The sequence below is a fragment of the Spongiibacter sp. C9W genome (assembly GCF_057370015.1).
This window is the reverse complement of the sequence record NZ_CM170672.1, coordinates 2,809,672-2,832,708: the sequence shown is the minus strand read 5'-3', so window position 1 is coordinate 2,832,708 and position 23,037 is coordinate 2,809,672. Positions and strand designations below refer to the sequence as shown.

Here is a 23,037-nt window from a genome sequence, read left to right as displayed (position 1 = left end):
TTCCGTTAGGTTAACTGGAAATCTCATCGTGGTCATGGTTCTAAAATCGGGGGAAAGGTCAGTATTGAAACGGCGAAGGTTGTGGCTGATTTTTCTGTCGTTGATGCGATACCAAAATCTCAAAACCTGTATGTGCCGGAGGGGTATCAGGCTTCAAACAATCCATTCCTTGCAAAAGCGGAATATACCATTCGTAAAGCACACTACCAAACTATGAACGCTGGTGATTTGGCAAAAATAATGGCTGTTTCTGAACGTACGCTAAATCGTAAGTTAAAAGAGTTAACCGGAGAAACCCCCAAAGCCTTTATTGACGGGGTTAGAATAAGCCATGCTTGCACATTGTTAGCAACCACCAATACGTCCGTAAAGGAAATCGCCCTTTCTCTGGGTTATACGGACGATAGCGTATTTCGTCGTCTCTTTAAGCAGAAAATAAAAATGACACCTTCCAACTATCAACAACAAAGACGCAATAATTAAAGTTAAGCTTTTAGCCTAACGCCCGCAACAGGGGCGCACAAATAAGCGCAGGGTTTTGGGCGTCCCAGCGACCAAAGGGAGCGACTGCTTTCGCTTTTTAAGTATTTCTACTTTGTTTTCTTCCACGGCCTAGATGAAGTTTTTCCTTTAAGTCCGCTCATTACGCATTTGCTTTCTAGCATCGTTGACGGTTTTCTTTTTTCTTTGGCCTTCTTTTCCTTTTTCACTTCTATGCCGAGCCGAATTTTTAGCAGTCGCCTAGCTTTTGATTCAGAGAACGCAACCAGCCGATCTACTTCAGTCCCAGATTCATCATAAGCGGTCGCTTCAAAAACGGATCCTTTTTTCTTCACGATGATATCCATGCTCATACAAATACTTAACGCCCAAAGCAGCGGCGCGCGTTAGCGCGTCCAGCCCTCAGGGCGATGCTGCCTTTGCTTGTTATATGGTTTTGTTCAGGCTCGACAACAAATCTTCAAGCTTTTTTCAGTTCCGGTTTTACAGTATGGTGATTAAGAGTAAACACCAAGTAATCTGCGACGTTGCGACATTGATCACTTGGTATGTGACCGAACTCTAAATTGGATATCTCCACATTGAGTTTCTGGCACTCTTCATATGACATTACACCTTCACCACTTTTCATCTCATAGAGCTTATTTAATATATCCATTAGCTAGTCTCGCAAATTATTTTTAACGATTTTTAATTTCGAATCCGCCATAAGTACTATCTAAAAAGACTGTTCCTTTGTGATAAATAACGAAACCACCACGCTCCATAGAAGCGAGCAATACAACAATAACTTGGACAAGTATAATTTTGATAAGCGTATCTTTATTAAACAAGAAAGATACCAGCGATTTAAATTTACCAACTATATTCATAAAGTCTCTCCATATAACGCCCGCATTTGGGGCCGCAGTGTAGGTGCGAAGCACCGAAACGAAGGTCCCAGGCCACGTAGTGGCCGAACAATATGCGTTTGTTAGGCAAAGGTTATTCTTCCTCTTCAAGGCTAAAAATTGCAATTATATTTTCCATCGAGAACTCAAGCTCTAATCCCGCTCTAATTTCATTAGTGGAATAGGGATCATTGTCGAGAACCCCGGCAAAAAAAGGGAAGTCATTTTTTGTAACTCTTACCCACATCCTTTCCCCAGTTACCACCCACTCACCGCTCTCATCTGGATGAGTGATTTCGAAAATCAATTTTACATATTCTCCTATTGATATCTTTTCCATATCAAAAGGACTTGGCATTTGAAATGTATCGGGATGATTGGACATTACTTCTAAGCCGTCCACCAGGCTGTACTTAACTTCCATACCGTTCCTTTCCTAGCCTAACGCCGCCAACACGCGCGTATTTTTTGTGGAGCCGCAGGCGCAACGAAAAATACGTCGCGGTGATTGGCCTTGTTAGGCATTTTTCTCAAGCCACTGCTCTGTAGTTTGGCCAGCCTCAAGACTTGCTGAAAAATGCTTTTGAAGCCAAGCTTCTGAAATTGGATAAATAAGCATAAATCGAGTTGGTTTGTGATCTAAAGATGAAGCCAAAAATAAACTCTCTATTTCTTTCGATAGTTTTCATGCTAAAGGACTTATCTCTCACACCCTCAGGATAATTCGCATGGTAAAAATCTAATGTAAAAATCCTGTTGCCAGTTGAGCTTTGTTTGACCTCAAAAACCTTAATTGGGGTATAGCTGCGTATAGATTCCGAAAACTCTTCACCAATAATCTCAGCCGCATACCACATATTTGGAACTAGGGTGAATCTCATTTTATGCCTAACACCTATACTCAGGGGCGTTTGAGGTGATGGACGTTTTTGCGCCAGCAAAAATGGCCAGCAGGTCAAACGTCCCTTGCAGCATGTTGTTAGCTGCGTGCTTGAGTTGGCACACAGCCTGGCTTCTATGTGACGCGCGTGTATGTCTTTCCATCAATGACCCTTTTCACCTGGTCCACATTCTTGGCGCCAATTCGTTCACAAATTTCCTCCGCCGAGTGTTGCCCGGACAGTTCTCGTATTGCCCGCACTTGTTCAACGGATAGCCGGCCATCTCGACCGCATATTTGCGCTACCGCCCAATTTTCATCCTGCCATTTCTCTGAAACCCATGGAGCCGGAAGTCCTTTTCTCGGATGATCTTTCATCCACTCGCCAACTATCCGATCTCGGTCATCAGGCATAGGTATGACGGACTTCGATAGCAGACCATTTTCACGCAAGTACTTTAGGCCGGATTTCCCGCCCGGAATCATGTTCAACCGACGCTCATCGTCCCAGTGACCTTTGACTAGAAATTCCTCCATGTCATATAGCTCTTCGAGATTGTCGGTAATAGCCATCACTTTGTGATGTACGTATGAGATCCGACCGGCCTGCTGCTCTTCACGATATTTGCGGTGAAACAGTAAAGGACTACCCGAGTGAATTGCGCGCCGATGCTCCGCCCAACGTTTCTGCCAGCTACGTGTAGTCACTCCAACATAGAACGCTCCGTCGGTAGGGTAACTACCCCCGGGGCCAAAAATGTGTTGATAGAGAACGTAGGCTTTTTTCGGAAAATGCTGAGGCGATAGCAGCATTCGTGCGGGGATCGAGAACACCTGACTAGGCTCTTTTATAGTCCGCTCATCGATATCAGTGATTCGATTCTTCGCGGCATGCAGCAAAACTGGGTCTGTTACCAAATCCACTAAAATGGCTGGTGGAAAGACGAGCTCTTCTTCGGCGAGAGCCTTCCCAGATTCGAAGGTATCGCTGCCGCCAACTGTTCGATGACCGACCCGTAATTTTTGCTGTGGCGCAACAAAGCCCGGCGAGTCTCCGAGAAAAACCACCTTGATCTCAGGTATCACTTGCCCGGGCCTCAGCCGAAATACTCCCCCAGGGTGCCTAGCAGCCTTGAACCACTCTTTCCCGTAGTCGGAAGAATGCACGAAAGTATTGAGCAACGCTTCTACTTCCCTGCGCTTTTTGATCAGCCGCTTAGGCGCCAGGTGTTCCCACCATGCGCGATTGATTGTTACCCCGGCCACGGTTCTCCTCCAAGCAGCTAACGCCGCCAACACGCGCGTATTTTTTGTGGAGCCGCAGGCGCAACGAAAAATACGTCGCGGTGCTTGGCCTTGTTAGGAGTTTTGCAGGAGATCATAGAAATGCTCACGGATACGATACATTGGGCAGTTTCCCGGAGTGATATCTTCAATCAACCCCAGCTCCTCTATATACGCGATTGCTGCTTGCAAATTCTCATGTTTATCTGTGTTGTACTCAAAACAAGGGCCAGAGGCTGAAACAGCTACTGTGGATTCCTTTATGAAGAAGTTTCTTACGTGAGGCTCCCTCCGAATATCTTCCTCCATTTCTCGGATGACATCCGGATATCTGCGCTTCAAATCTAGCCAAAGTTTCTCAGACTCTTTCTTTTCCTCAGAGCGATATCTCTGGTCGGTAAACCTTTGTCCGAGATAGCTACCGGCCGCCCCGGTCAATGCTCCGGCGAGAAATCCTATTAATGCTGACGGCCAATCCATTTGAACTCCTAACAGCCTGTTTATGTGGCCTGCGGCCACATAATAAATATTATCGGGCGGCCATCTATCACGCCGGCTCTTTTTCTACCCTTTATTAATGCATTGTTTTTTATAGAGTATTTCGAACTCTGGTTTGGTCGCGACCAATAACAGGGCCATTTCACTGGCAAGAAGGACTTAACGGGATATACTGTATATACATACAGAATAAAGACAGGGATTGTCATTATGAGCGCTTCACCATTCCTTCGGTCATTGCGGGAGCACATGCTAGTGCGTCGCTATAGCCTACGTACGATAAAGTCGTATAGCTACTGGATCAAGTCTTTCATTATTTTTAATGGCAAGGTCCACCCGGCAGAGTTGGCTGGCGCAGAGGTGGAGGCTTTTCTTAATTATCTCGCCTGTGAACGTCGCGTTTCCGGGGCAACGCAAGCCATTGCGCTCAACGCCTTGGCGTTTCTCTATAACCAATACCTCGAACAACCCTTAGGGAGTATTGCTCAATTTCGACGCGCTCAGCCACAACGCAAACTGCCGGTGGTTTTGACCAGAAAGGAGGTCGCCGGCCTGCTCAATACACTGGAGGGCACACCGAAACTGATGGTGTCTATGCTGTACGCTTCTGGCCTTCGCCGTATGGAGCTATTGCGCCTACGCGTTAAGGATATCGACTTCGATAATTTGCAACTGCAGATATGGCAGGGCAAAGGGGGCAAGCATCGTCTGGTGACGTTAGCGCCTGAACTCATACCCGCGCTACGCCGACAGATAATCGTTGTTGAGCGCTACTTAATAGCGGATATAGCCGACACGCGTTTTGCTGGCGTATGGATGCCTGATGCCTTGGCAAGAAAGTACCCCAACGCCAACAAGAGCCTTGCGTGGCAGTATCTCTTCCCCGCCAGCAGACTCAGCATCGACCCCTATGAAAAACTGATTCGGCGCCATCATTTCGACGAATCGGCCCTTAACAAATATATTCGCGCCGCCGCGTTGCGCGCCAAACTGCGTAAGAATGTGACGTCGCACACTCTGCGCCACTGTTTCTCCACCCATTTACTGCAGGCAGGCGCGGATATTCGCACGGTTCAGCAGCAACTGGGCCACAGCGATGTTAAGACAACGGAGATTTATACCCACGTACTCAAGCACGGCGCGCACGGTGTGCGCAGCCCCTTGAGCGGTTTGCTTGCTGAGGGCTGAGTTACTTCAGCAGACTAAGATCGACTTGTTTGTCGGCGTGGTAAGAGGAGCGTACCATCGGGCCGCTGGCAACGCTTTTAAAGCCGAGTTCTTCGGCGATGCGGCCGAATTCGTCGAATTCTTCGGGGGTAACAAAGCGGTCCACGGGTAGGTGGTCACGGCTGGGTTGCAGGTACTGCCCGAGGGTGATCATGTCGATGTTGTGGGCGCGCATGTCTTTCATTACCTGAATCAGCTCGTCGGCGGTTTCACCGAGGCCAAGCATCAAGCCGGACTTGGTAAGCACGTCGGGGCGGCGCTCTTTGTATTTTTTGAGCAAGTCGAGCGACCATTGGTAGTCGGAACCCGGGCGGATTTTTTTGTAGAGGCTGGGTACCGATTCCAGGTTGTGGTTGAACACGTCGGGCGCTTCTTGCTCAAGTATATCCAGCGCCACATCCATGCGGCCACGGAAGTCGGGTACGAGCACTTCAATGCGAATGCCTTCGCTGCGCTGACGGGTTTCACGAATGCAGTCGGCAAAGTGCTGGGCACCGCCGTCGCGCAGGTCGTCGCGGTCCACCGAGGTGATGACCACGTACTTCAGCTGCATTTCGGCAATGGCTTCGGCCAGCTCGCGAGGCTCGTTTTCGTCCAGGGCATTGGGGCGGCCGTGGGCAACGTCGCAGAAGGGGCAGCGACGGGTACAGATTTCGCCCATGATCATAAAGGTGGCGGTGCCGCCACTGAAGCACTCGCCCAGGTTGGGGCAAGCGGCCTCTTCACATACCGAAGCGAGTTTGTGCTTACGCAGAATTTGCTTAATACGGCTGATTTCCGGGCTGGCGGGCAGCTTGGCGCGAATCCAGCTCGGTTTAACCGGCAGTTCGACCGAGGGAATGACCTTGACCGGAATACGGGCGACTTTTTCGGCGCCGCGCAATTTTTCGCCCTGCACCACTTTTTTGGCGGCGGGGCGTTTTTGGCCTTGGCTTGTCTCGCTCATTACTATTACCTCTGCCGGGCTGCGACTACAGCTCGGGTAGTTGATTGTCGTCCAGCACGGGGCTATTGCTGTAGCCCAGACGCGTGGCTAGTTGACGCGACAGGCTGTCCATCAGCCTTGCCATGTCTCTGTTTTGCTGCGGTGCCTGGCGAAGAATGTCGGTAACTTCCATACCGACATGGCCGCAGGGGTTGATGCGCTGAAACACCGACAGGTCCATATCGACATTCAGGCTCAAGCCGTGAAAGCTGCAACCGCGCCGTACGCGCAGGCCCAATTGGGCAATTTTAGCGCCGCTTTGCACATAAACGCCGGGGGCGTCGGCACGCGGGTGAGCGGCAATGGACAGCTCGGCAAGGGCGTCGACAATGCTCTGCTCAATGGCGGTAACCAGGTCACGTACGCCAATACCGAGCCGCCGCAGATCAATAAGCACATAGCCCACCAACTGGCCGGGGCCGTGGTAGGTAACCTGGCCGCCGCGATCCACTTGCACCACGGGAATGTCGCCGGGCATTAAAATATGTTCGGCCTTGCCAGCCTGCCCCTGTGTAAATACCGCCTGGTGTTCTAAAAACCACAGTTCATCGGGACTGGCAGCATCGCGCTGATCGGTATAGGCCTGCATGGCCTGCCACACTGGCTGGTAGTCTTGCAGCCCGGCCAAGCGGCGCTGATAGAGGATTTTCTCGCTCACTACATTACCATTTTGACGACGCCGGTCGCCTTCAGGTCTACGTGGATGCGCTCAAGCTGGTCTTTGCCGGTGGCCACAATGGTCACGGTGAGCGACATAAAGCGCCCTTCGCGGCTCAGCCGCTCGGTAACACAGCCTTCGGCCAGTGGCGCGGCGTGCTGTTCCATCACCGCCAGTACCTTGCCCCGCGCTTCCTCGTGATTGTCGGCGATCACCTTGATGGGATAGTCGCAGGGGAATTCAATTTTCGGTGGTTCTTGCTGCGTCATGCTTTTACCCTCACGACACCAGGCTCAGGAAGAACAGCACGATGCTATCCCACAGGCGTTTGAAAATGCTGCCCTCTTCCACTGACTCCAGTGCCACCAGTGGTACGCTCACTTCCAACTTGCCGTCCAGGCTTACTTGCAGCTCGCCGTATTCACTGTCGGCGGCGATGGGCGCAGTAAGCACCTCGTTAACAATTAACTGCGCATCCAGGTCGTCGGCCTTGCCGCGGGGAATGGTCAGGTAGACATCGTCTTGCACGCCCAGCGCCACATCGGCACTGCCGCCCTTCCACACCTTGGCCTTGGTCAGCTCAGTGCCGGCCGAATACAGGTGGTGGGTTTCAAAATAACGGAAGCCGTACGACAGCAGCTTTTGCGTTTCGCGCTCACGAACCCGCTCACTGGAGGCGCCCATTACCACGGAGATCAGGCGCATACCTTCGCGCTTGGCGGAGGTCACCAAGCAGTAACCCGCTTCATTGGTATGGCCGGTTTTTAGGCCGTCGACGCTGGGGTCCGTCCACAACAGGCCGTTGCGATTGTTCTGGCGGATGTTGTTGTAGACAAACTCTTTTTCGCTGTACAGCGCGTACTCATTGGGGAAGTCGATAATCGCCCGCGCCAGAATGGCCAGGTCACGCGCCGAGGTGTAGTGCTCGGGGTGGGGCAAGCCGTGGGAGTTCACAAAGTGGGTGTTTTCCAAACCCAGCATTTGTGCGTGTTGATTCATAATGCCCGCGAAGGCATCTTCGCTGCCGGCGAGGTATTCGGCCACGGCAACACTGGCGTCGTTACCCGAACTGATCACCACACCTTTATGCAGATCGCCAAGGGTGACCTGCTTGCCCACTTCGATCCACATCAGTGACGAGCCGGTGAAGATGGGGTTTTGCGCCCAGGCATTTTTGCTGATGGTAACCAGGTCGCTGTTGCTCACCTGGCCTTGCTCCAACTCGTATGACAGCACATAGCTGGTCATCAGTTTGGTAAGGCTGGCGGGCGGCAGGCGCTCATCGGCATTGTGTTCAATCAATACCTCTCCGCTGTCGGCGTCCATTAGCAAGTAGCCAGACGCGGAGATAGCCGGTGGCGCTGGCACCAGGCTTTGCTGGGCGGCAGCGTGACTGGCAAAGACCAGGGCGGAGACAATCAACAACACTAAGCGTTTCAAAACAAAACCTTTTTCGATGAGTTTTCGTTAGCTAATTTATCGCGACGGCGCTCTATTGACGCTCGTCGACCAGTAACTGCGGTTCACCAGACCAGCGACTGCGCAACGCTTTGCGCGCCGCCTGTGCCGTTGCGTAGTCCGGTAGCGGGCCAATGCGCACGCGGTGAATCACCGGCTCCGACGACGCCTGGCTCGCGATGGATACCGGGTAGGCCATTCCGGCGCCGAGTGCATCTTTCAGGGCCTGGGCGGAGTCCAGCTGCGAGAAAGCGGCCACCTGCAAATAGTAATCGGCAGCGGCTTTTTGTTCGCCTTCGATATTATCCGTGTCAATCACCTCAATTTCCACTGCGGCCGTGCCTTTGCGCGCAAAGCCGAGCTTAACCGCGGCAGCATAGGAGAGGTCGATAATGCGGTCTGAATGGAATGGCCCGCGATCATTCACGCGAACAATTGTTGCGCGGCCATTTTCCAAATTTTTCACCCGCACATACACCGGAATGGGCAGTGTTTTGTGCGCCGCCGACATTTGGTAGAGGCTGTAGGTCTCGCCATTGGCGGTGGCTTTGCCGTGAAACTTGGTGCCGTACCACGAGGCGATGCCGCGCTGCTTGAAGCCGCGGTGGTCGTCCACCAAGTGGTAGGTTTTTCCCAGCACTTTGTAGGGGTTGCTGTTGCCGGCCATACGGATGATTTCGGGGCGCGGCGTGGCATCGGCGAGGCTATTTGGGTCGACGTCGTGCAGCGGTGCGCCGTCGTTCTCGGTGGGCGTTACCGGTGGTTCAACGGGCCCGCTTTGACGAATTGCCGGCTGGCTACAGGCCTGCAGCAGCAGTAACAACAACAGGCCATAAGATAAGCGTCGCGTCATTTCTGCGCGACTTCACTGCGGTAGGCCTCGGCCACTTTTTGGCTGAGCTGGTGCGCGGCCAATGCGTACATAGAGCTGTGGTTGTAGCGCGTAATCACGTAGAAGTTTTTCAGCCCTACCCAGTACTCGTCGCCCTTGGCACCGTCAAACTTCATTGCCGTGGCCTTCATGCTTTCATCCAGCGCTTGATTGCTGCTGATACCGCCCAGCTTCAACTCGGCAAGGGTTTTTACCGGCTTCAGGCCCGCGTTAAACAGGGTTTCATCTACTGGCTCGCTCAATACCGCTGGCGTAACCACGGTTTCACCTTTGCGCCAGCCGTGTTCGGCAAAGTAGTTGGCAACGCTGCCGATGGCATCAACGGGATTGTTCACTATGTCTGCCTGGCCGTCGTCGTCAAAGTCGACCGCGTAGGCGCGATAGCTGCTGGGAATAAACTGACCATAACCCATTGCACCGGCGTAGCTGCCTTTGAAGCTAAGCGGGTCAAAGTCCTGCTCGCGTACCATTAACAGGTACTGCTCCAGCTGACCGAGGAAGAAGGTGCTGCGGCGGGGGAAGTCGAAACCCAGAGTCGCCAGCGCATCCACCACGCGGTAGCTGCCTTTATTGCGGCCGTAGCGGGTTTCCACACCGATAATACCGACGATCATTTCAGCGGGAACGCCAAATTCTTTTTCCGCCCGCGCCAGCGTGTCGGCGTGTTCCTGCCAGAACTTCACGCCCTGCTTGATGCGCGAGTCCTGAATAAATATTTTGCGGTAGCGCGCCCAGGTCATTACCGACTCGGCCGGCCGCTCCATGGCGTCGATAATGGACTGCTTCTTTTCTGCCTGCTGCAGAATATTGACCACCCAGTCGCGGTCAAAGCTGTGTTTTTCGACCACTTTGTCGACAAATTCAGCGGCCTTGTCGTGCTGGCTGTAATCGGCCGACGCCAGCAGCGGCGTCGACATAGCCACGGCGGCAGCAAAGCAGCGCAGCGGCGAAGAAATCAATTTGCGTAAAATCACTGTGTATTCTCTCTTTTATTGAAGGCCCGTGAACAGCGGCCGATAGCGCGTTTACTGATGCACCAATCGCTCGTCGGCATAAATCCCCATCAAGATGCCAAAACCCACCAGCAATGTCACCAATGATGTACCGCCCTGGCTGACCAGCGGCAGGGGCACACCCACCACTGGCAGCAGCCCGGAGACCATGCCCATATTTACAAATACGTAGACAAAGAAAGTTAGGATAATACTCCCGCCTAATAAGCGACCGAAGCAATGTTTTGCCTGGGTGGAGATCCAGATGCCGCGGCCAATGATCAAGGCGTACAACAGCAACAGCAGCAACACCCCGCGCAGGCCGTATTCTTCGGCGAGTACCGCAATTATAAAGTCGGTGTGACTCTCCGGCAGGAAGTCCAGGTGAGACTGGGTGCCCATCAGCCAGCCCTTACCCTCGAAGCCGCCGGAACCGATGGCGGTTTTGGACTGAATAATATTCCAACCCGCGCCCAGCTTGTCGCTCTCTGGGTTTAGCAGCGTCAGGATTCGGCGGCGCTGGTAGTCGTGCAGCACAAACTCCCACATCGGCCACGCGGCCGCCAACAGCAGGCCAAAGGCGGAGAAGATAAAGGTCCAGCTAATGCCCCCCAAAAACAGCACGAACATGCCCGAGGCGGCGATCAGGATGGAGGTTCCCAGGTCGGGCTGGGTGGCAACCAGCACGGTGGGCACAAAAATAATCACCAAACTCGCCGCGGTATAGCGCCAGCTCGGCGGCAGTGGATGCGACGACAAGTACCAGGCCACCGTCATCGGCATGATCAGTTTTGCCAACTCCGAGGGCTGAAAGCGAAAGCCGCCGAGCGACAGCCAGCGCTGCGCGCCCTTCGCGCCAACCCCCATAAAATGCACGGCGATCAGCAGTAAAATACAGCCAATAAAGGCAAACGGCGCCCAGCGCTGCAACTGTTCCGGGTGAAGCTGGGCCACCAGCACCATCACCACAAAGGCAACGGAGAGGAAGCGGCCCTGCCGCAACACCACCGCAGCGTTTTCATCGCTGGCGCTGTACAGCACCATTAAACCCACACCGCTTAACAACAACAGCAGAAACAACATTACCGGGTCGATACGCAGGCGCTGGGACAGTGTGCGCTGGCTGTACATAGGACCTGCGCCACTGGGCAACTGGCGCAGAAAATCGGACTGGCTCATTGCTGCTCTCCGCTCGCCACATCCGGCGAATTCAATAAATACGCGTCCATCACCGCGCGCGCAACCGGCCCGGCCACACCGCCGCCACTCTCGCCGTTTTCAATAATCACGGCGACGGCAATTTGCGGGTCTTCCGACGGGGCGTAGGCAACAAACAGGGCGTGGTCACGCTTGCGCTTTTCCAGGGATTCCGAGTCGTACTCTTCCCCGGCGGCGATACTAATTACCTGAGCGGTACCGGTTTTACCCGCCATGCGATATTGCAGACCGTTGCGCAGCGAGCGACCGGTGCCGCGCACGTCGTAAATCACTTCTTCCATGGAATGCTGGATCGCATCCCACTGACTTTCGGGGACATCTTCCATTTTGCCCAGTAGCGGCGCCTCAACCGGTTCGCCACCGACGGCGGCTAACAGCCGCGGTGCACGCAGTTCGCCGCGCGAGGCCAGCACCGAGGTGGCCACAGCGATTTGCAGCGGCGTTGCCAACATAAAGCCCTGCCCAATGCCCACGTTGATGGTCTCGCCGGGGTACCAGTGGCTGCCGCGGGTGTCGCGCTTCCACTGCCGCGACGGCAACAGCCCGCCGCGCTCGTTGGTGTTATCGATGCCAGTGACATCCCCCAAGCCAAAGCGCGTGCCAAAGTCATGCAGGCGATCAATACCCAGCTTGTAGGCCAGCTCGTAGAAGTACACATCGCAGCTTTCGGCAATGGCCTGATCCATATTCACCGAGGCGCCGTGGCCGCCGCGCTTCCAGTCGCGGTAGCGCCGGGTGTCGTTGGGCAGACTGAAGAACCCGGGGTCAGCGTAGCGCGTGGCTGGCGTTACCACACCGTAATACATGCCAGCCAGCGCCCACAGCGGTTTTACGGTAGAGGCCGGCGGGTACTGGCCCTGTAAGGCGCGGTTGTACAGCGGCAGGTCGTTGTCGTTTTGCAGGGCGCGGTAGTCTTTGCCGCTAATGCCGCCAACAAATAAATTGGCGTCGTAGCTCGGCGTGCTGAGCATGGCGATCACGCCCCCGGTTTTGGGGTCGATGGCCACCACGGCGCCGCGTCGTCCGGCCATGGCGTCGTAGGCAACTTTCTGCACCTGCGCATCAATATGCAGCTGAATATCGCCGCCCGGCAGCGGGTCGTGGCGCTCTAACACGCGCAGAATTCGGCCGTGGGCATTGCTCTCGACATTTTGGTAGCCGACGGTGCCGTGCAGCAGGTCTTCGTAGTATTTTTCCAGACCAATTTTGCCGATATGGTGGGTGCCGCTGTAGTTAACGGGGTCGATGGTGTCTTGCTCGCGCTCACTGATTCGGCCAACGTAGCCCAATACATGGGCAAATAACTCACCCTGGGGATAGTGGCGCACCAGCTGGGCGTCGACATCGACACCGGGAATGCGGTGCCGGTTGACCGCAATAATGGCGATCTCTTTTTCACTGAGGCGGAACTTAAGCGGCACCTCCTCGTAGGGCCGACGCCGACGCAGGCGTTTTTTAAATTGCTCGATATCGTCGTCGCTGAGTTCGATAAGCTCGCCAATAATGGCCAGCGTTTCATCCAGCTCGTCAACGCGCTCGCGAATCACCGTGAGTGTATAGCTGGGAATATTCTCCGCGAGCAGTATGCCATTGCGGTCAAAGATCAGGCCGCGCTTGGGCGCTATCGGCATCAGCTGAATGCGGTTGCGGTCAGACTGAGTTTTGTAAATGTCGTAGTCGAGGATTTGCAACTGGGTGTAGCGCGACACCAACACCCCGGTCATCACCATCAATAACACAATGCACACAAACATTCGGCGCCGGTAAACATAGCGCTCGCGGTAGGTGTTTTTTAGGGTCTGGCGTCGGGGTATGGTGGCCATGACTCAACGGTGATAGGGATGATTAGCTAGGATAGTCCAGGCGCGATAGAGCTGCTCAGCAAACATAACCCGCACCAGTGGGTGCGGCAAGGTCATTGCAGACATCGACCATTTTTCACTGGACGCCGCCAGACAGGGCGCAGCCAAACCGTCGGGACCGCCGACCAGTATGCTGACGTTATCGCCCTCCATGCGCCACGCCGCCAAGGATTTTGACAGCGACTCGGTACTGACAGAGCGACCTTTTACATCCAGCGCGATGATCTTGTCACCACGGGGAATGGCCGCCAGCATCGCCTCGCCCTCTTGAGCGATGGCGCGGCGAATATCGGTGTTTTTGCCACGCTTGGCCAGCGGCAACTCGCGAATATCCAACTGGATTTCCTGGGGCAGGCGCTTACGGTATTCCGCCACACCGGCCTCAACCCAGTCGGGCATTTTGCCGCCGATACAGAGCAGGCTAACTCTCATCGCCGCCGTCGCTTGATTCGCCATCGGCCGCCGGCACTTGCCAGAGCCGCTCAAGGTCGTAGAACAGACGCGCTTCGGGCAGCATCACGTGTACAACCACATCGCCAAAATCAACCAGCACCCATTCCGCGGTCTGCTGACCTTCCATGCCCATTGGGGTAAAACCTGCTTTCTTGGCTTCTACCCAGACATTGTCTGCCAGCGACTTAACGTGGCGATTCGAGGTGCCACTGCACACAACCATGTAGTCGGTTACGCCGCTGATTCCGCGTACGTCCAGCGTCGTAATATCGCGCCCTTTTACTTCTTCCAGTGCGTCGATCACCAGCGTTTTCAATTGCTCAACGGCCATTAACTTTGTGTTCCTGTTTGCATGTTCTGATAAAGCCCCCAATGGGCGATACGCTCTGCCACAGCATCGGGCAGCAGGTAGCGAATAGAGCGCCCGGCAGCAACGCGGGCGCGAATATCGGTGGCGGAGATAGGTAATTGGATCAGGCGGCTGCTGAAAAAACCACCGGCAGCGCGCGTGCGCAATTGCTCAACGCTGGCGAGCCGGCGCGCGTCCATTGCGGCAGCAACTTCACCATCGGCCTGCAGTGGATGGTCGGCGCGCTCGATCACCCAGACATTGGCGTAATCAAGCAGGCACTGCCAACGGTGCCAGCGGTGCAGCTTAGCGTAGGCATCGCTGCCCATCACCATCGTTAAACCAACGCCATCGCCCAGTTCAGCGCGCAGCTCTTGCAAGCTGTCAACGGTGTAGGACGCGCCATCGCGGCTGAGCTCGCGGTCGTCGACCACAAAGCCCGGTTCATTGGCGGCGGCCAATTGCACCATTTCCAATCGCTGCTGGGCCGTGCCACTGGGGCGGCCGCGCAGCGGCGGTTGGTGGCTGGGCATCAGCCTGAGTTCGTCGGCCTGAAGCAGCTCGCGCAGCTCAATCGCCGAGCGCAAGTGGCCGTGGTGAATGGGGTCAAAGGTGCCACCAAATACCAAACAATGCTTGCGCAGAGGTGCCGTCAAGAGTGCTTAGCTCCGCACATGGCCGTCGCCGAACACCACCCATTTTTGCGATGTCAGTCCTTCCAGACCGACCGGGCCACGGGCGTGAATTTTGTCGGTGGAAATACCAATCTCGGCGCCCAGGCCGTATTCGAAGCCGTCGGCAAAACGCGTGGAGGCATTGATCATTACCGAGCTGGAATCGACTTCGCGCAGGAAGCGACGCGCCAGGGTGTAGTTCTCAGTAACGATGGATTCGGTGTGGCCTGAGCTGTACTGGGCGATATGGTCCATCGCCTCATCGATACCGGCCACCACCTTCACCGACAAGATCGGCGCCAGATATTCTGTCGCCCAGTCTTCTTCGCTGGCCTCAACGGCGCCCATCAATACCTGGCGGGTGCGCGGGCAGCCGCGCAGCTCAACACCAGCGGCTTGTAAATCTTCGGCGATGCCAGGCAGTAATTCTTCGGCGCGGCTCTCGGCAACCAGCAGTGTTTCCATGGTATTGCAGGTGCCAAACCGCTGGGCCTTGGCATTCAGGGCAATGGCGCGCGCTTTGTCGGCATCGGCAGCATCATCGATATAAACATGACAGATGCCGTCGAGGTGCTTGATAACGGTTACCTGAGCATCGCGCGAAATGCGTTCGATCAAGCCCTTGCCGCCACGGGGAACGATCACATCCACGTATTCGGGCATGGTAATCAGCTCGCCAACGGCGGCGCGATCGGTGGTTTCCAGCACTTGCACCGCCGTTTCAGGTAGCCCGGCCACCGCCAAGCCCTGACGAATACACGCCGCCAGCGCCTGATTGGAATGAATAGCTTCGGAGCCGCCGCGCAGAATTGCCGCATTGCCCGACTTCAAGCACAGGCTTGCTGCCTCGGCGGTAACATTGGGACGCGACTCATAAATAATGCCGACCACACCGAGGGGCACGCGCATTTTACCCACTTGGATACCACTGGGGCGGTAGTTCATGTCGCTGATAGCACCAACGGGGTCGGGCAGCGCCGCCACCTGTTGAAGGCCTTCGATCACGCCGTCGATACGCGCTGGCGTGAGTGCCAAGCGGTCCAATAATGCGGCATCCAGGCCCGCCGCTTCACCGGCCTGTAGATCTTTTTTGTTAGCGTCAGCAATGGTTTGCCGGGCAGCATCTACCGCCTCGGCAATGGCCAGCAACGCGCGGTTTTTTGCCCCGCTATCGGCGGCGGCCAACACCCGCGAAGCCGCGCGCGCTTGCTGTCCGAGTTGCTGCATATACTGTTTGACTTCCATCGACGCGAATCCCCTTGAATACTGCGCGAACTGCCCGCCCGTGCTGGGGCGGAAAAAACGCACAGTATACCGGAATGCGGCGGCACTCACTATCGGTGGCGATGCACAGGCTCGCTATTGTGAAAGGCTCTCGAGCAGGTCGTGCAGGGCGTCTAGCCGGTGCAGAGGTTCGTCTATCTCCAGCAGCGGATACACATCCTCTGGACTGAGCGGCAATAACTGGGCGAGGCGGTTGACCAGCTCACCGGTGCCGCTGACCTCGGCACTGAAACCCATGCGCTGCACATGGGGGTGCTCCAACAACTGCGCCAACAAGGCAGACAACTCTTCAGCCTCTTCCGGCAGAGGAATATCCGCCTGTTCGCCGAGCCATTCAACGCGGCCGCGATTCAGCCCGGCGTCGTCGCGGTAGCTGTGCAGCAGGCGAAAACGCGGGCCGCCCTCGACCACCACCGACAACAAACCGTCTTCGGTTTGATCCCAGTCCACGACCCGGGCCTGGCAGCCCACGGCGGCGATACGCGGCTCATCGCCCTTACCGTCCACCTCACTGCCGGCGTGCAGGTGAACAATGCCGAAGTGACCGTCGTCGCGCAGGGTATTGCGCAGCAAATCCAGATAGCGGCGCTCGAAGATACGCAGCGCCATGCGGCCACCGGGAAATAACACACCACCCAGCGGAAACAGTGGGTAGTGATCTTGTTGCTCAGCGTGCATTACCTTCCGGCCCCAGTGGCTGAATCATCAGGATCAATTTCGGCAACAGCAACATCGCGCCCATGAGCGCAGCGATCATTGCCAGACCGGTGAGCAGGCCGAAGTAGATGCTCGGGGTAAAGTTCGACAGCGCCAGAATGGAGAAGCCAAAGACGATAATCACCGAGGTGTAGTACATCGCCTTGCCGATACTGCCGTGGCAGCGATACATGGTTTGCAGATAGTTGCGGTCGCGAGGGAATTCATCCCGGAAGCGGTGCACATAGTGAATGGTGTCGTCGACCCCAATACCCACTGTGATCGCCGCAATGGTAATGGTCATCATATCCAGCGGAATGCCGGCCAGTCCCATCCCCCCAAGCACCGCACCGGCGGCCAACAGGTTGGGCGTCAGCGCGATCATCGCCAGACTAAAGGAGCGGAACAGCACCATAAACATTGCCAGGATGGCGACGAACACTGCGGCCAAGGTCAAAATTTGCGAGGTAAACAGGCTCTGCAACATATTGTTGTAGAGCACCAGTAAGCCCGTCAGGCGCACCTGTTCTTCCTCAAAACCCAGTTCTTCAATCAGGTGTCTGCGCACTTCCTTAAGAAAGGCATCGCGCTCCAGGCTGCGGCTGGTTTCCTTCACCCGCAGGCTAATCCGCGCCTGATCCACCTCGGCAGACAAGTAGGGGTCGAGCAGAATACTGCTGATCGACGTCGGCAGTGAGCGCTGAGCGAGCGCCAATTGCAGGTCGTCGACATTCCCCATAATCATCTGCATCAGCTCGTAGAAGGTGGCCAGGGACAGCACTTTGCCCGTCTCGGGCAAGCTGTCCAGATAGTTGTGCACCTCTTGAATACGGCGCATGCCCGCCACCGTAAACCACTCGCTCTGGGGACTGGCAGCACTGCCGCCAAAATCGTCGCCGGCACTGAAATCGTCAAAGCCCGCATCGAAGTCGCCAGCGAAATCATCGGCAAAGTCGTCGCCCTGCTCAGCGGCAAAGCTGTCGTCAGCCTCGTCGAATTCGGCGTCGCCAAACAGGGCATCGAATTCCTCGCCCGCTTGCTCGGCGGCGGCATTGTCGACAGGGGCATCATTGGCGGCAGGCGCACCGTCGGCAACCGCCGGCGCGGACGATTCACTCGGGCGATTGAGAATAATATCCAGCCCGATGGTGCCGCCCAGCTCGGCATCGATGGTTTCCATGCCCTGATAAATTTCGGTGTCTTCGTGGAAGTAGTCGATGAAGCGGTTTTCCACTTTAAGCTGTGAAATACCCCAGGCACTCACCGCCAGCAAGGCTACCGACACCACCACAATGGTGCCGCCAAAACGCTCGGTAGCAACAGCAAAATAGCGGGTAAAAGCGCCCTCGCCACCGGCGCCGTTTTTCTCTTCGCGGGCGGGCAAAAGCATCAGTACACAGGGCAGAATCAGGAAGCTGAGTATCAGCGCCGCCATCACCCCCATGGTCATCATCCAACCGAAATCAATGACCGGACGAATACCGCTGACCACCAGTGACGCAAAGGCCACCAGCGTGGTGAGGGCGGTGTAGATACAGGGCCGCGCCATCAGGCGAACGGTGTCGCTCACTCGCTGCAGCTGGCTGCTTTGCGGCGACAGCGCCGAAATCTCCCGGTAGCGCACCACCAAGTGGATGGTAATGGCCAGCGTAATAATCAGCAGCAGCGCGACAAAGTTGGCGGAAATAACCGTGAGTCGCCAGTCCATAAAGGCCAGCAGCCCCAGCATGAAGGTGACCGTGGCCACGCAGTTCAGCAGCGGAATCAGCACCCAGCGCGGACTGCCGAAAATCACCACCAGCAAGACCACAATGAACACCAATATCCCGGTACCGAACACTTTCAGATCGCTTTTTACAAAGTCGATCATATCCACGGTGATCATTGGCACACCGCCGAGGAACAATTTGGCGCCGTCGCGGTAGTTGTCGAGCACGCTTCGCGCCTGAGCAACCAGGGCTTCCTGGCGGCCGTGAATTTCGGTGACGTAGTCATCAAAGGCCTGTTCGGCCGCCTCGAGCTTGGCCTGCTCGTCCAGAGTCAGGGGGCGCTGCGCCGCGTCGGCGCGCAGCACATCGCGGGCGTCCAGCAGTTCATAGAATTTTTGGTCGCGCTCCAGGTTCACCTGCAGCGCCGTGGTCGTACCATCGGGGCTGGTCAGCAGCGAACGATAAATAGGGCTGTTGGCAAACTCCTCGCGCGCCATGTCGACATTGGCAGTGCCGTCACCCAGGGTGGGAATCTCACCCGCAGTGACATCACCCAGGCTCACTGGCGGGCTCTGCAACAAGGGCACATCGAGAATAGAATTAATGCTCGACACCCGCGGCAGCTTCGCCAGGTCATCGCGCAGCTTGGCGATGGTTTCCAGCTGCTGGGGCGCGAACAGGTCGCCCTCAGGTTGGTAGGTGACCAGCAGGAAGTCCTCGGTCTGGTAGCGCTTGCTGATTTCGCGGAAATACTCCAGCGACGTATCCCCTTCCAGCACCAAAGCCTCGGAGGAGGCATCGAGCTTCATCGCGGGTATATGGCTACCCAGGAATCCGGTCACCGCCATCAACAGCAGCAACACCCAGGTAGCATTGCGGAGAATCAGTGTCTGGTATGCGTTGGCAAGCCGCCCAGTCATGGTGTTTCCTTATTGTCATTATCGGGCACAGGGTCTCTGCGTCCGGGCCGGTAACGGCCGTTATTCACCCCAGCGCGGCAGCAGCGTTTGCGCTACGTCGAGGTGGTCCAATATTCTCGCGACGACAAAATCGACGATCTCATCCACGCTTGTCGGGCGCCGATAAAAGCCTGGCGACGCCGGCATAATGGTCGCGCCCATTTGGCTGAGGCTGAGCATATGCTGCAGATGAATGCTCGACAAGGGCATCTCTCGCGTCACCAAAATTAACTGACGCCGCTCTTTGAGCACAACATCGGCGGCGCGTTCAATTAAATTATTACTGGCGCCACAGGCAATGGCTGACAAGGTGCCGGTACTTGCCGGGCAGACCACCATACGGGTTGGCGCACCGCTGCCCGAGGCCACGGCGGCCATCCAATCTTCCGGCCCGTGCACCTGCAACTGATCGGACGGGCAACCAAAGCGCTCCACCAGATGTTTATGCAGGGCCTGGGGTTTGGCTGGCAGGGGCTCGTCGGTTTCTGTTGCCACGACTAACAGCGCCGCCTTGGAGATCATAAAGTGAACCGGACAGCCCGCGGCCAGCAGGCATTCGAGCAGGCGCAAACCGTATTGCGCGCCCGATGCGCCGGTCATTGCCAAGGTTACCGCTTTCATAATTAGGCCCTGTTATTAAGCGCCGTCATCAGGCGCTGATGAATACCACCGAAGCCACCGTTACTCATGATGACCACGTGGTCACCGCTGCGCAGCATGGCGACAAGCTGCTGGAGACAGGCATCGAGGTCGCGACTTAACTCGGCGGGCACGGGACTGTTGGCGATCACGCCGTCAAGCGACCAGTCCAGTCCGGGTGGCTGATACCAAATAACGCGATCTGCCGAGGCCGTCGAGGCTGCCAGACGGTCTTTATAGATGCCCATACGCATGGTATTCGAGCGCGGTTCTATCAGGGCAATAATTCGCCCGTTTTTCTGCACACGACCGCGCAGGCCTTGCAAGGTGGTTTCAATGGCGGTGGGGTGGTGGGCAAAATCATCGTAGACCGACACGCCGTCTACGCAGCCGAGCAGCTCCATTCTGCGCTTCACGCCCTGGAACTGACAGAGCGCATCGATACTGTCAGCCGGCAGGACGCCGACATGCCGCGCCGCCGCGATGGCAGCTAAAGCGTTGGCCACATTGTGCTCGCCAGTGTGCTGCCAGCACACTTGCCCCTGATCCTGCCCTTGATGCAGCACGCGAAACTGCGAGTAGTCCTCACTGCATTCACCGCGCTGCCACTCGGCAGTATCGCCGCTAACGCTCAGCTGCTCGCGCTCACTCCAGCAACCCATTGCCAGGGTTTCTTCAATAGCGGGCACGCTCGCCGGGGTGATAATGCGGCCGCTGCCGGGTACGGTGCGCACCACGTGGTGAAACTGACGCTGAATGGCGTGCAGGTCATCAAAAATATCGGCGTGATCGAATTCCAGGTTGTTGATGATCAAGGTGCGCGGACGGTAGTGGATAAACTTGGAGCGCTTATCAAAGAAAGCGCTGTCGTACTCATCGGCTTCGATCACAAAGAAGTCCGACTTGCCGATACGCGCAGACAGCCCGAAGTCGGCGGGCACACCCCCGATCAAAAAGCCCGGCTCATAGCCGCAACTCTCTAATATCCATGCCAACATACTGCTGGTGGTGGTTTTGCCGTGTGTGCCGGAACAAGCCAGCACCCAGCGCCCCTGCAACACATGTTCGCTTAGCCACTGCGGCCCCGAGGTATAGGGTAAACCTCTTTCTAAAACATATTCTACGGCCGGGTTGCCCCGCGACATGGCATTGCCCACCACCACAAGGTCCGGCGCGGGGTCGAGGTGCGCCGGGTCGTAGCCTTCCATCAGCGCAATACCCTGGGCTTCGAGCTGGGTGCTCATCGGCGGATACACATTGGCATCAGAGCCGGTAACGCGGTGCCCCTGCTCGCGCGCAAGAATGGCCAACCCGCCCATAAAGGTTCCGCAGATACCAAGGATATGAATATGCATTGCTCGTGCTTCGACCGTCGAATTTAGCTGGGCATGGTATCACTGCACCCGAGTAAGCTCTACGGCTGGCTTGCGCCTACCATTAATACGCTCAAGCAATAAAAAACCGGCCAGAGGCCGGCTGTGACATTGCGCAAAAGCGAGCGCAACAGGGTTAAAACGCCGCGCCCACCCAAAACCATAACTTATCGGTGTCTACGGCTAACTCATCGGCAGAATAGGCGGCGTACTTCACTCCCACCGAATAGTGTTTGGCAAATTTTCGGCTGTACACCGCGTTAACTTCACTGCCGTAGGCATCGGCACCCGCGGCGTCATCGTCCGCGCGGTAGTCGTGATAAATCAGCGCCCACTTCCCACCGGCAAGACTGCCGCCCAGCGAGGCGTAACGGTCAACTAAACCGCCGGCCGGTGTTTTGAGAAAAATATCGGCCCAGCCGTTGAATTTATGTAGCGTCGCCAGGGGCGTGGCAAAGCCGTAGCTGCCGTCGTCACTGCCCAGTACTTCGTAGCCAACCTTCGCGGTTAAACCAGCGGCGGCGACCCCGGCTTCAAGCAGCATATACTCCGCATCGGCATCGAGCAGCGGCGTGTCGGCCCGCTGACGAGCGAACTCAGCGTGGTATAGCAGCTTTGCCTCAGCCAGAGGCTTCGCCCCCTTCACGCTCACACCAGTGGTATCGAGACGGTCTTCGCCCGCCTCATTCAGTTCCAATAAATAGGAATAGGCCGTCACCGTGCCCACCGCACTGTTGAAACGCAGGTTTAACAAGTGATCTTTGGCCTGTTTATCCGCCTGTTCGGCAAAGATGCCATTGCGCTGCCCGAGGTAGGCGTAGCTCAGCGACAATGCATCGTTGGCTTGATAGTTGAGTGAGATGCCATCAAAGGTCTGGCGATCCTGACGCCAACCCACGTGCCCGACAAATCGATGGCCATCGTAGGTGATGACCTGTCGCCCTAATTTGGCCGTTAGCCCACCGTGCTGGTAGCGCAGAAAGGCCTGATCCAGCTCGGTGGTTTCCGGGTCGGCAATCACCGAGTACTGCCCGGCTTTATACCCGGCTGGCGGCGCACTGAACTCGCCCTCTCCCGCGACGATGCGGCTATCCTCAAACTCCAGTTGCGCGGAAAAACCCTGATAGGCGGCGGTCTGATATCCCAGCCGGCTACGCAGGGTAAGGGCACTGGCATCATCCAGGGCATTGTCCTGACTCACCGCTTCATAACGCAGCCTAAAGTCACCGTACACCTTGCCGTTTGCCAACGCGTCGGCAAGGGAATCGGCAAATGAGGTGGCTGGCAAGGTTGCCGCCACGGCTCCTAGCAGTACGGCGTTTGCAATAACTCTCATGCAGTTCTCTCCTACACTATTTTTTATCGGCCGACACAAGGCCGGCAGCACCACGACCATCAGGCCGAATTGAGAACGCCGTTTATCTCTAACACCTATTATTGTGGGCATTCGGTTTGGGCGACGTCGCCCATCGCAGGGATATTTAGCAAGCGGTATGCCAGCCGCGAAGAGATCAAAACAATTAATTTATTTCTATAATTTTCAATACGTTAGCGAA

General features: G+C 56.0%; 25 protein-coding genes. 2 read left to right on the top strand and 23 right to left on the bottom strand.

From position 1 onward, the window contains the following. The first annotated feature begins 81 nt into the window (after positions 1-81). Positions 82-483: a helix-turn-helix domain-containing protein gene (locus AC2Q8J_RS13445; protein WP_486451519.1), complete on the top strand. Its 402-nt coding sequence runs from the start codon at positions 82-84 to the stop codon at positions 481-483. Between the two features lie 107 nt (positions 484-590). Here AC2Q8J_RS13445 and AC2Q8J_RS13440 read toward each other — a convergent pair whose 3' ends face one another. The 6 genes from AC2Q8J_RS13440 to AC2Q8J_RS13415 form a co-directional block, all read right to left on the bottom strand. Then, a complete protein-coding gene (locus tag AC2Q8J_RS13440) occupies positions 591-836 on the bottom strand; it encodes a hypothetical protein (protein ID WP_486451518.1) in 246 nt (81 codons plus the stop codon). Between the two features lie 345 nt (positions 837-1,181). After that, positions 1,182-1,373, bottom strand: a complete 192-nt coding sequence (locus AC2Q8J_RS13435) for a hypothetical protein (RefSeq protein ID WP_486451517.1) — start codon at positions 1,371-1,373, stop codon at positions 1,182-1,184. A gap of 112 nt (positions 1,374-1,485) precedes the next feature. Beyond that, positions 1,486-1,815, bottom strand: a complete 330-nt coding sequence (locus AC2Q8J_RS13430; protein WP_486451516.1) for a hypothetical protein — start codon at positions 1,813-1,815, stop codon at positions 1,486-1,488. A gap of 136 nt (positions 1,816-1,951) precedes the next feature. After that, complete coding sequence (locus AC2Q8J_RS13425) at positions 1,952-2,272, bottom strand: hypothetical protein (RefSeq protein ID WP_486451515.1); 321 nt, start codon at positions 2,270-2,272, stop codon at positions 1,952-1,954. 134 nt (positions 2,273-2,406) lie between these two features. Continuing rightward, a complete protein-coding gene (locus AC2Q8J_RS13420) occupies positions 2,407-3,537 on the bottom strand; it encodes a GIY-YIG nuclease family protein (protein ID WP_486451514.1) in 1,131 nt (376 codons plus the stop codon). A gap of 93 nt (positions 3,538-3,630) precedes the next feature. Then, complete coding sequence (locus AC2Q8J_RS13415; protein ID WP_486451513.1) at positions 3,631-4,035, bottom strand: hypothetical protein; 405 nt, start codon at positions 4,033-4,035, stop codon at positions 3,631-3,633. 228 nt (positions 4,036-4,263) lie between these two features. Between AC2Q8J_RS13415 and AC2Q8J_RS13410 the strand changes: the two genes are divergently transcribed. After that, positions 4,264-5,241, top strand: a complete 978-nt coding sequence (locus AC2Q8J_RS13410) for an integron integrase (protein WP_486451512.1) — start codon at positions 4,264-4,266, stop codon at positions 5,239-5,241. 1 nt (position 5,242) lies between these two features. Here AC2Q8J_RS13410 and lipA read toward each other — a convergent pair whose 3' ends face one another. From lipA to AC2Q8J_RS13325, 17 genes are all read right to left on the bottom strand, one after another. Further along, entirely contained in the window at positions 5,243-6,226 is a 984-nt protein-coding gene (gene lipA / locus AC2Q8J_RS13405; protein WP_204996325.1) for a lipoyl synthase, read from the bottom strand. 25 nt (positions 6,227-6,251) lie between these two features. Further along, positions 6,252-6,923, bottom strand: a complete 672-nt coding sequence (lipB, locus tag AC2Q8J_RS13400) for a lipoyl(octanoyl) transferase LipB (RefSeq protein ID WP_486451511.1) — start codon at positions 6,921-6,923, stop codon at positions 6,252-6,254. Further along, complete coding sequence (locus AC2Q8J_RS13395; RefSeq protein WP_027873959.1) at positions 6,923-7,192, bottom strand: HP0495 family protein; 270 nt, start codon at positions 7,190-7,192, stop codon at positions 6,923-6,925. The genes lipB and AC2Q8J_RS13395 overlap by 1 nt, the downstream gene beginning before the upstream one ends. Positions 7,193-7,202: 10 nt before the next feature. Beyond that, positions 7,203-8,363, bottom strand: coding sequence for a D-alanyl-D-alanine carboxypeptidase family protein (locus tag AC2Q8J_RS13390; RefSeq protein ID WP_204996324.1), 1,161 nt, complete (start codon positions 8,361-8,363; stop codon positions 7,203-7,205). 52 nt (positions 8,364-8,415) lie between these two features. After that, entirely contained in the window at positions 8,416-9,234 is an 819-nt protein-coding gene (locus AC2Q8J_RS13385) for a septal ring lytic transglycosylase RlpA family protein (protein WP_486451510.1), read from the bottom strand. Continuing rightward, positions 9,231-10,190: a lytic murein transglycosylase B gene (mltB, locus tag AC2Q8J_RS13380; RefSeq protein WP_204996346.1), complete on the bottom strand. Its 960-nt coding sequence runs from the start codon at positions 10,188-10,190 to the stop codon at positions 9,231-9,233. Before mltB ends, AC2Q8J_RS13385 begins: the two co-directional genes overlap by 4 nt. Positions 10,191-10,298: 108 nt before the next feature. Further along, the gene (gene rodA / locus AC2Q8J_RS13375; protein WP_027873963.1) at positions 10,299-11,444 is read right to left on the bottom strand and encodes a rod shape-determining protein RodA; all 1,146 of its coding nucleotides are present in this window, start codon (positions 11,442-11,444) and stop codon (positions 10,299-10,301) included. Beyond that, positions 11,441-13,306, bottom strand: a complete 1,866-nt coding sequence (gene mrdA, locus AC2Q8J_RS13370) for a penicillin-binding protein 2 (protein WP_486451509.1) — start codon at positions 13,304-13,306, stop codon at positions 11,441-11,443. Before mrdA ends, rodA begins: the two co-directional genes overlap by 4 nt. A gap of 3 nt (positions 13,307-13,309) precedes the next feature. Continuing rightward, complete coding sequence (gene rlmH / locus AC2Q8J_RS13365) at positions 13,310-13,777, bottom strand: 23S rRNA (pseudouridine(1915)-N(3))-methyltransferase RlmH (RefSeq protein ID WP_286694602.1); 468 nt, start codon at positions 13,775-13,777, stop codon at positions 13,310-13,312. Continuing rightward, the gene (rsfS, locus tag AC2Q8J_RS13360) at positions 13,767-14,129 is read right to left on the bottom strand and encodes a ribosome silencing factor (protein ID WP_286694603.1); all 363 of its coding nucleotides are present in this window, start codon (positions 14,127-14,129) and stop codon (positions 13,767-13,769) included. The genes rlmH and rsfS overlap by 11 nt, the downstream gene beginning before the upstream one ends. After that, the gene (gene nadD / locus AC2Q8J_RS13355; protein WP_486451508.1) at positions 14,129-14,803 is read right to left on the bottom strand and encodes a nicotinate-nucleotide adenylyltransferase; all 675 of its coding nucleotides are present in this window, start codon (positions 14,801-14,803) and stop codon (positions 14,129-14,131) included. Before nadD ends, rsfS begins: the two co-directional genes overlap by 1 nt. A gap of 6 nt (positions 14,804-14,809) precedes the next feature. Beyond that, positions 14,810-16,129, bottom strand: a complete 1,320-nt coding sequence (locus tag AC2Q8J_RS13350; RefSeq protein ID WP_084498004.1) for a glutamate-5-semialdehyde dehydrogenase — start codon at positions 16,127-16,129, stop codon at positions 14,810-14,812. 51 nt (positions 16,130-16,180) lie between these two features. After that, positions 16,181-16,783 carry an LON peptidase substrate-binding domain-containing protein gene (locus AC2Q8J_RS13345; protein ID WP_374973737.1) on the bottom strand — a complete coding sequence of 201 codons (603 nt, stop codon included), beginning with the start codon at positions 16,781-16,783 and terminating at the stop codon, positions 16,181-16,183. Next, complete coding sequence (locus AC2Q8J_RS13340) at positions 16,773-19,430, bottom strand: efflux RND transporter permease subunit (protein ID WP_486451507.1); 2,658 nt, start codon at positions 19,428-19,430, stop codon at positions 16,773-16,775. Before AC2Q8J_RS13340 ends, AC2Q8J_RS13345 begins: the two co-directional genes overlap by 11 nt. Before the next feature lie 60 nt (positions 19,431-19,490). Next, entirely contained in the window at positions 19,491-20,090 is a 600-nt protein-coding gene (locus AC2Q8J_RS13335) for a flavin prenyltransferase UbiX (RefSeq protein ID WP_486451506.1), read from the bottom strand. A 2-nt stretch (positions 20,091-20,092) separates the two neighbouring features. After that, positions 20,093-21,463, bottom strand: a complete 1,371-nt coding sequence (gene mpl, locus AC2Q8J_RS13330) for a UDP-N-acetylmuramate:L-alanyl-gamma-D-glutamyl-meso-diaminopimelate ligase (protein WP_486451505.1) — start codon at positions 21,461-21,463, stop codon at positions 20,093-20,095. A 154-nt stretch (positions 21,464-21,617) separates the two neighbouring features. Further along, a complete protein-coding gene (locus AC2Q8J_RS13325) occupies positions 21,618-22,817 on the bottom strand; it encodes an alginate export family protein (RefSeq protein WP_486451504.1) in 1,200 nt (399 codons plus the stop codon). Between the last annotated feature and the right edge of the window lie 220 nt (positions 22,818-23,037).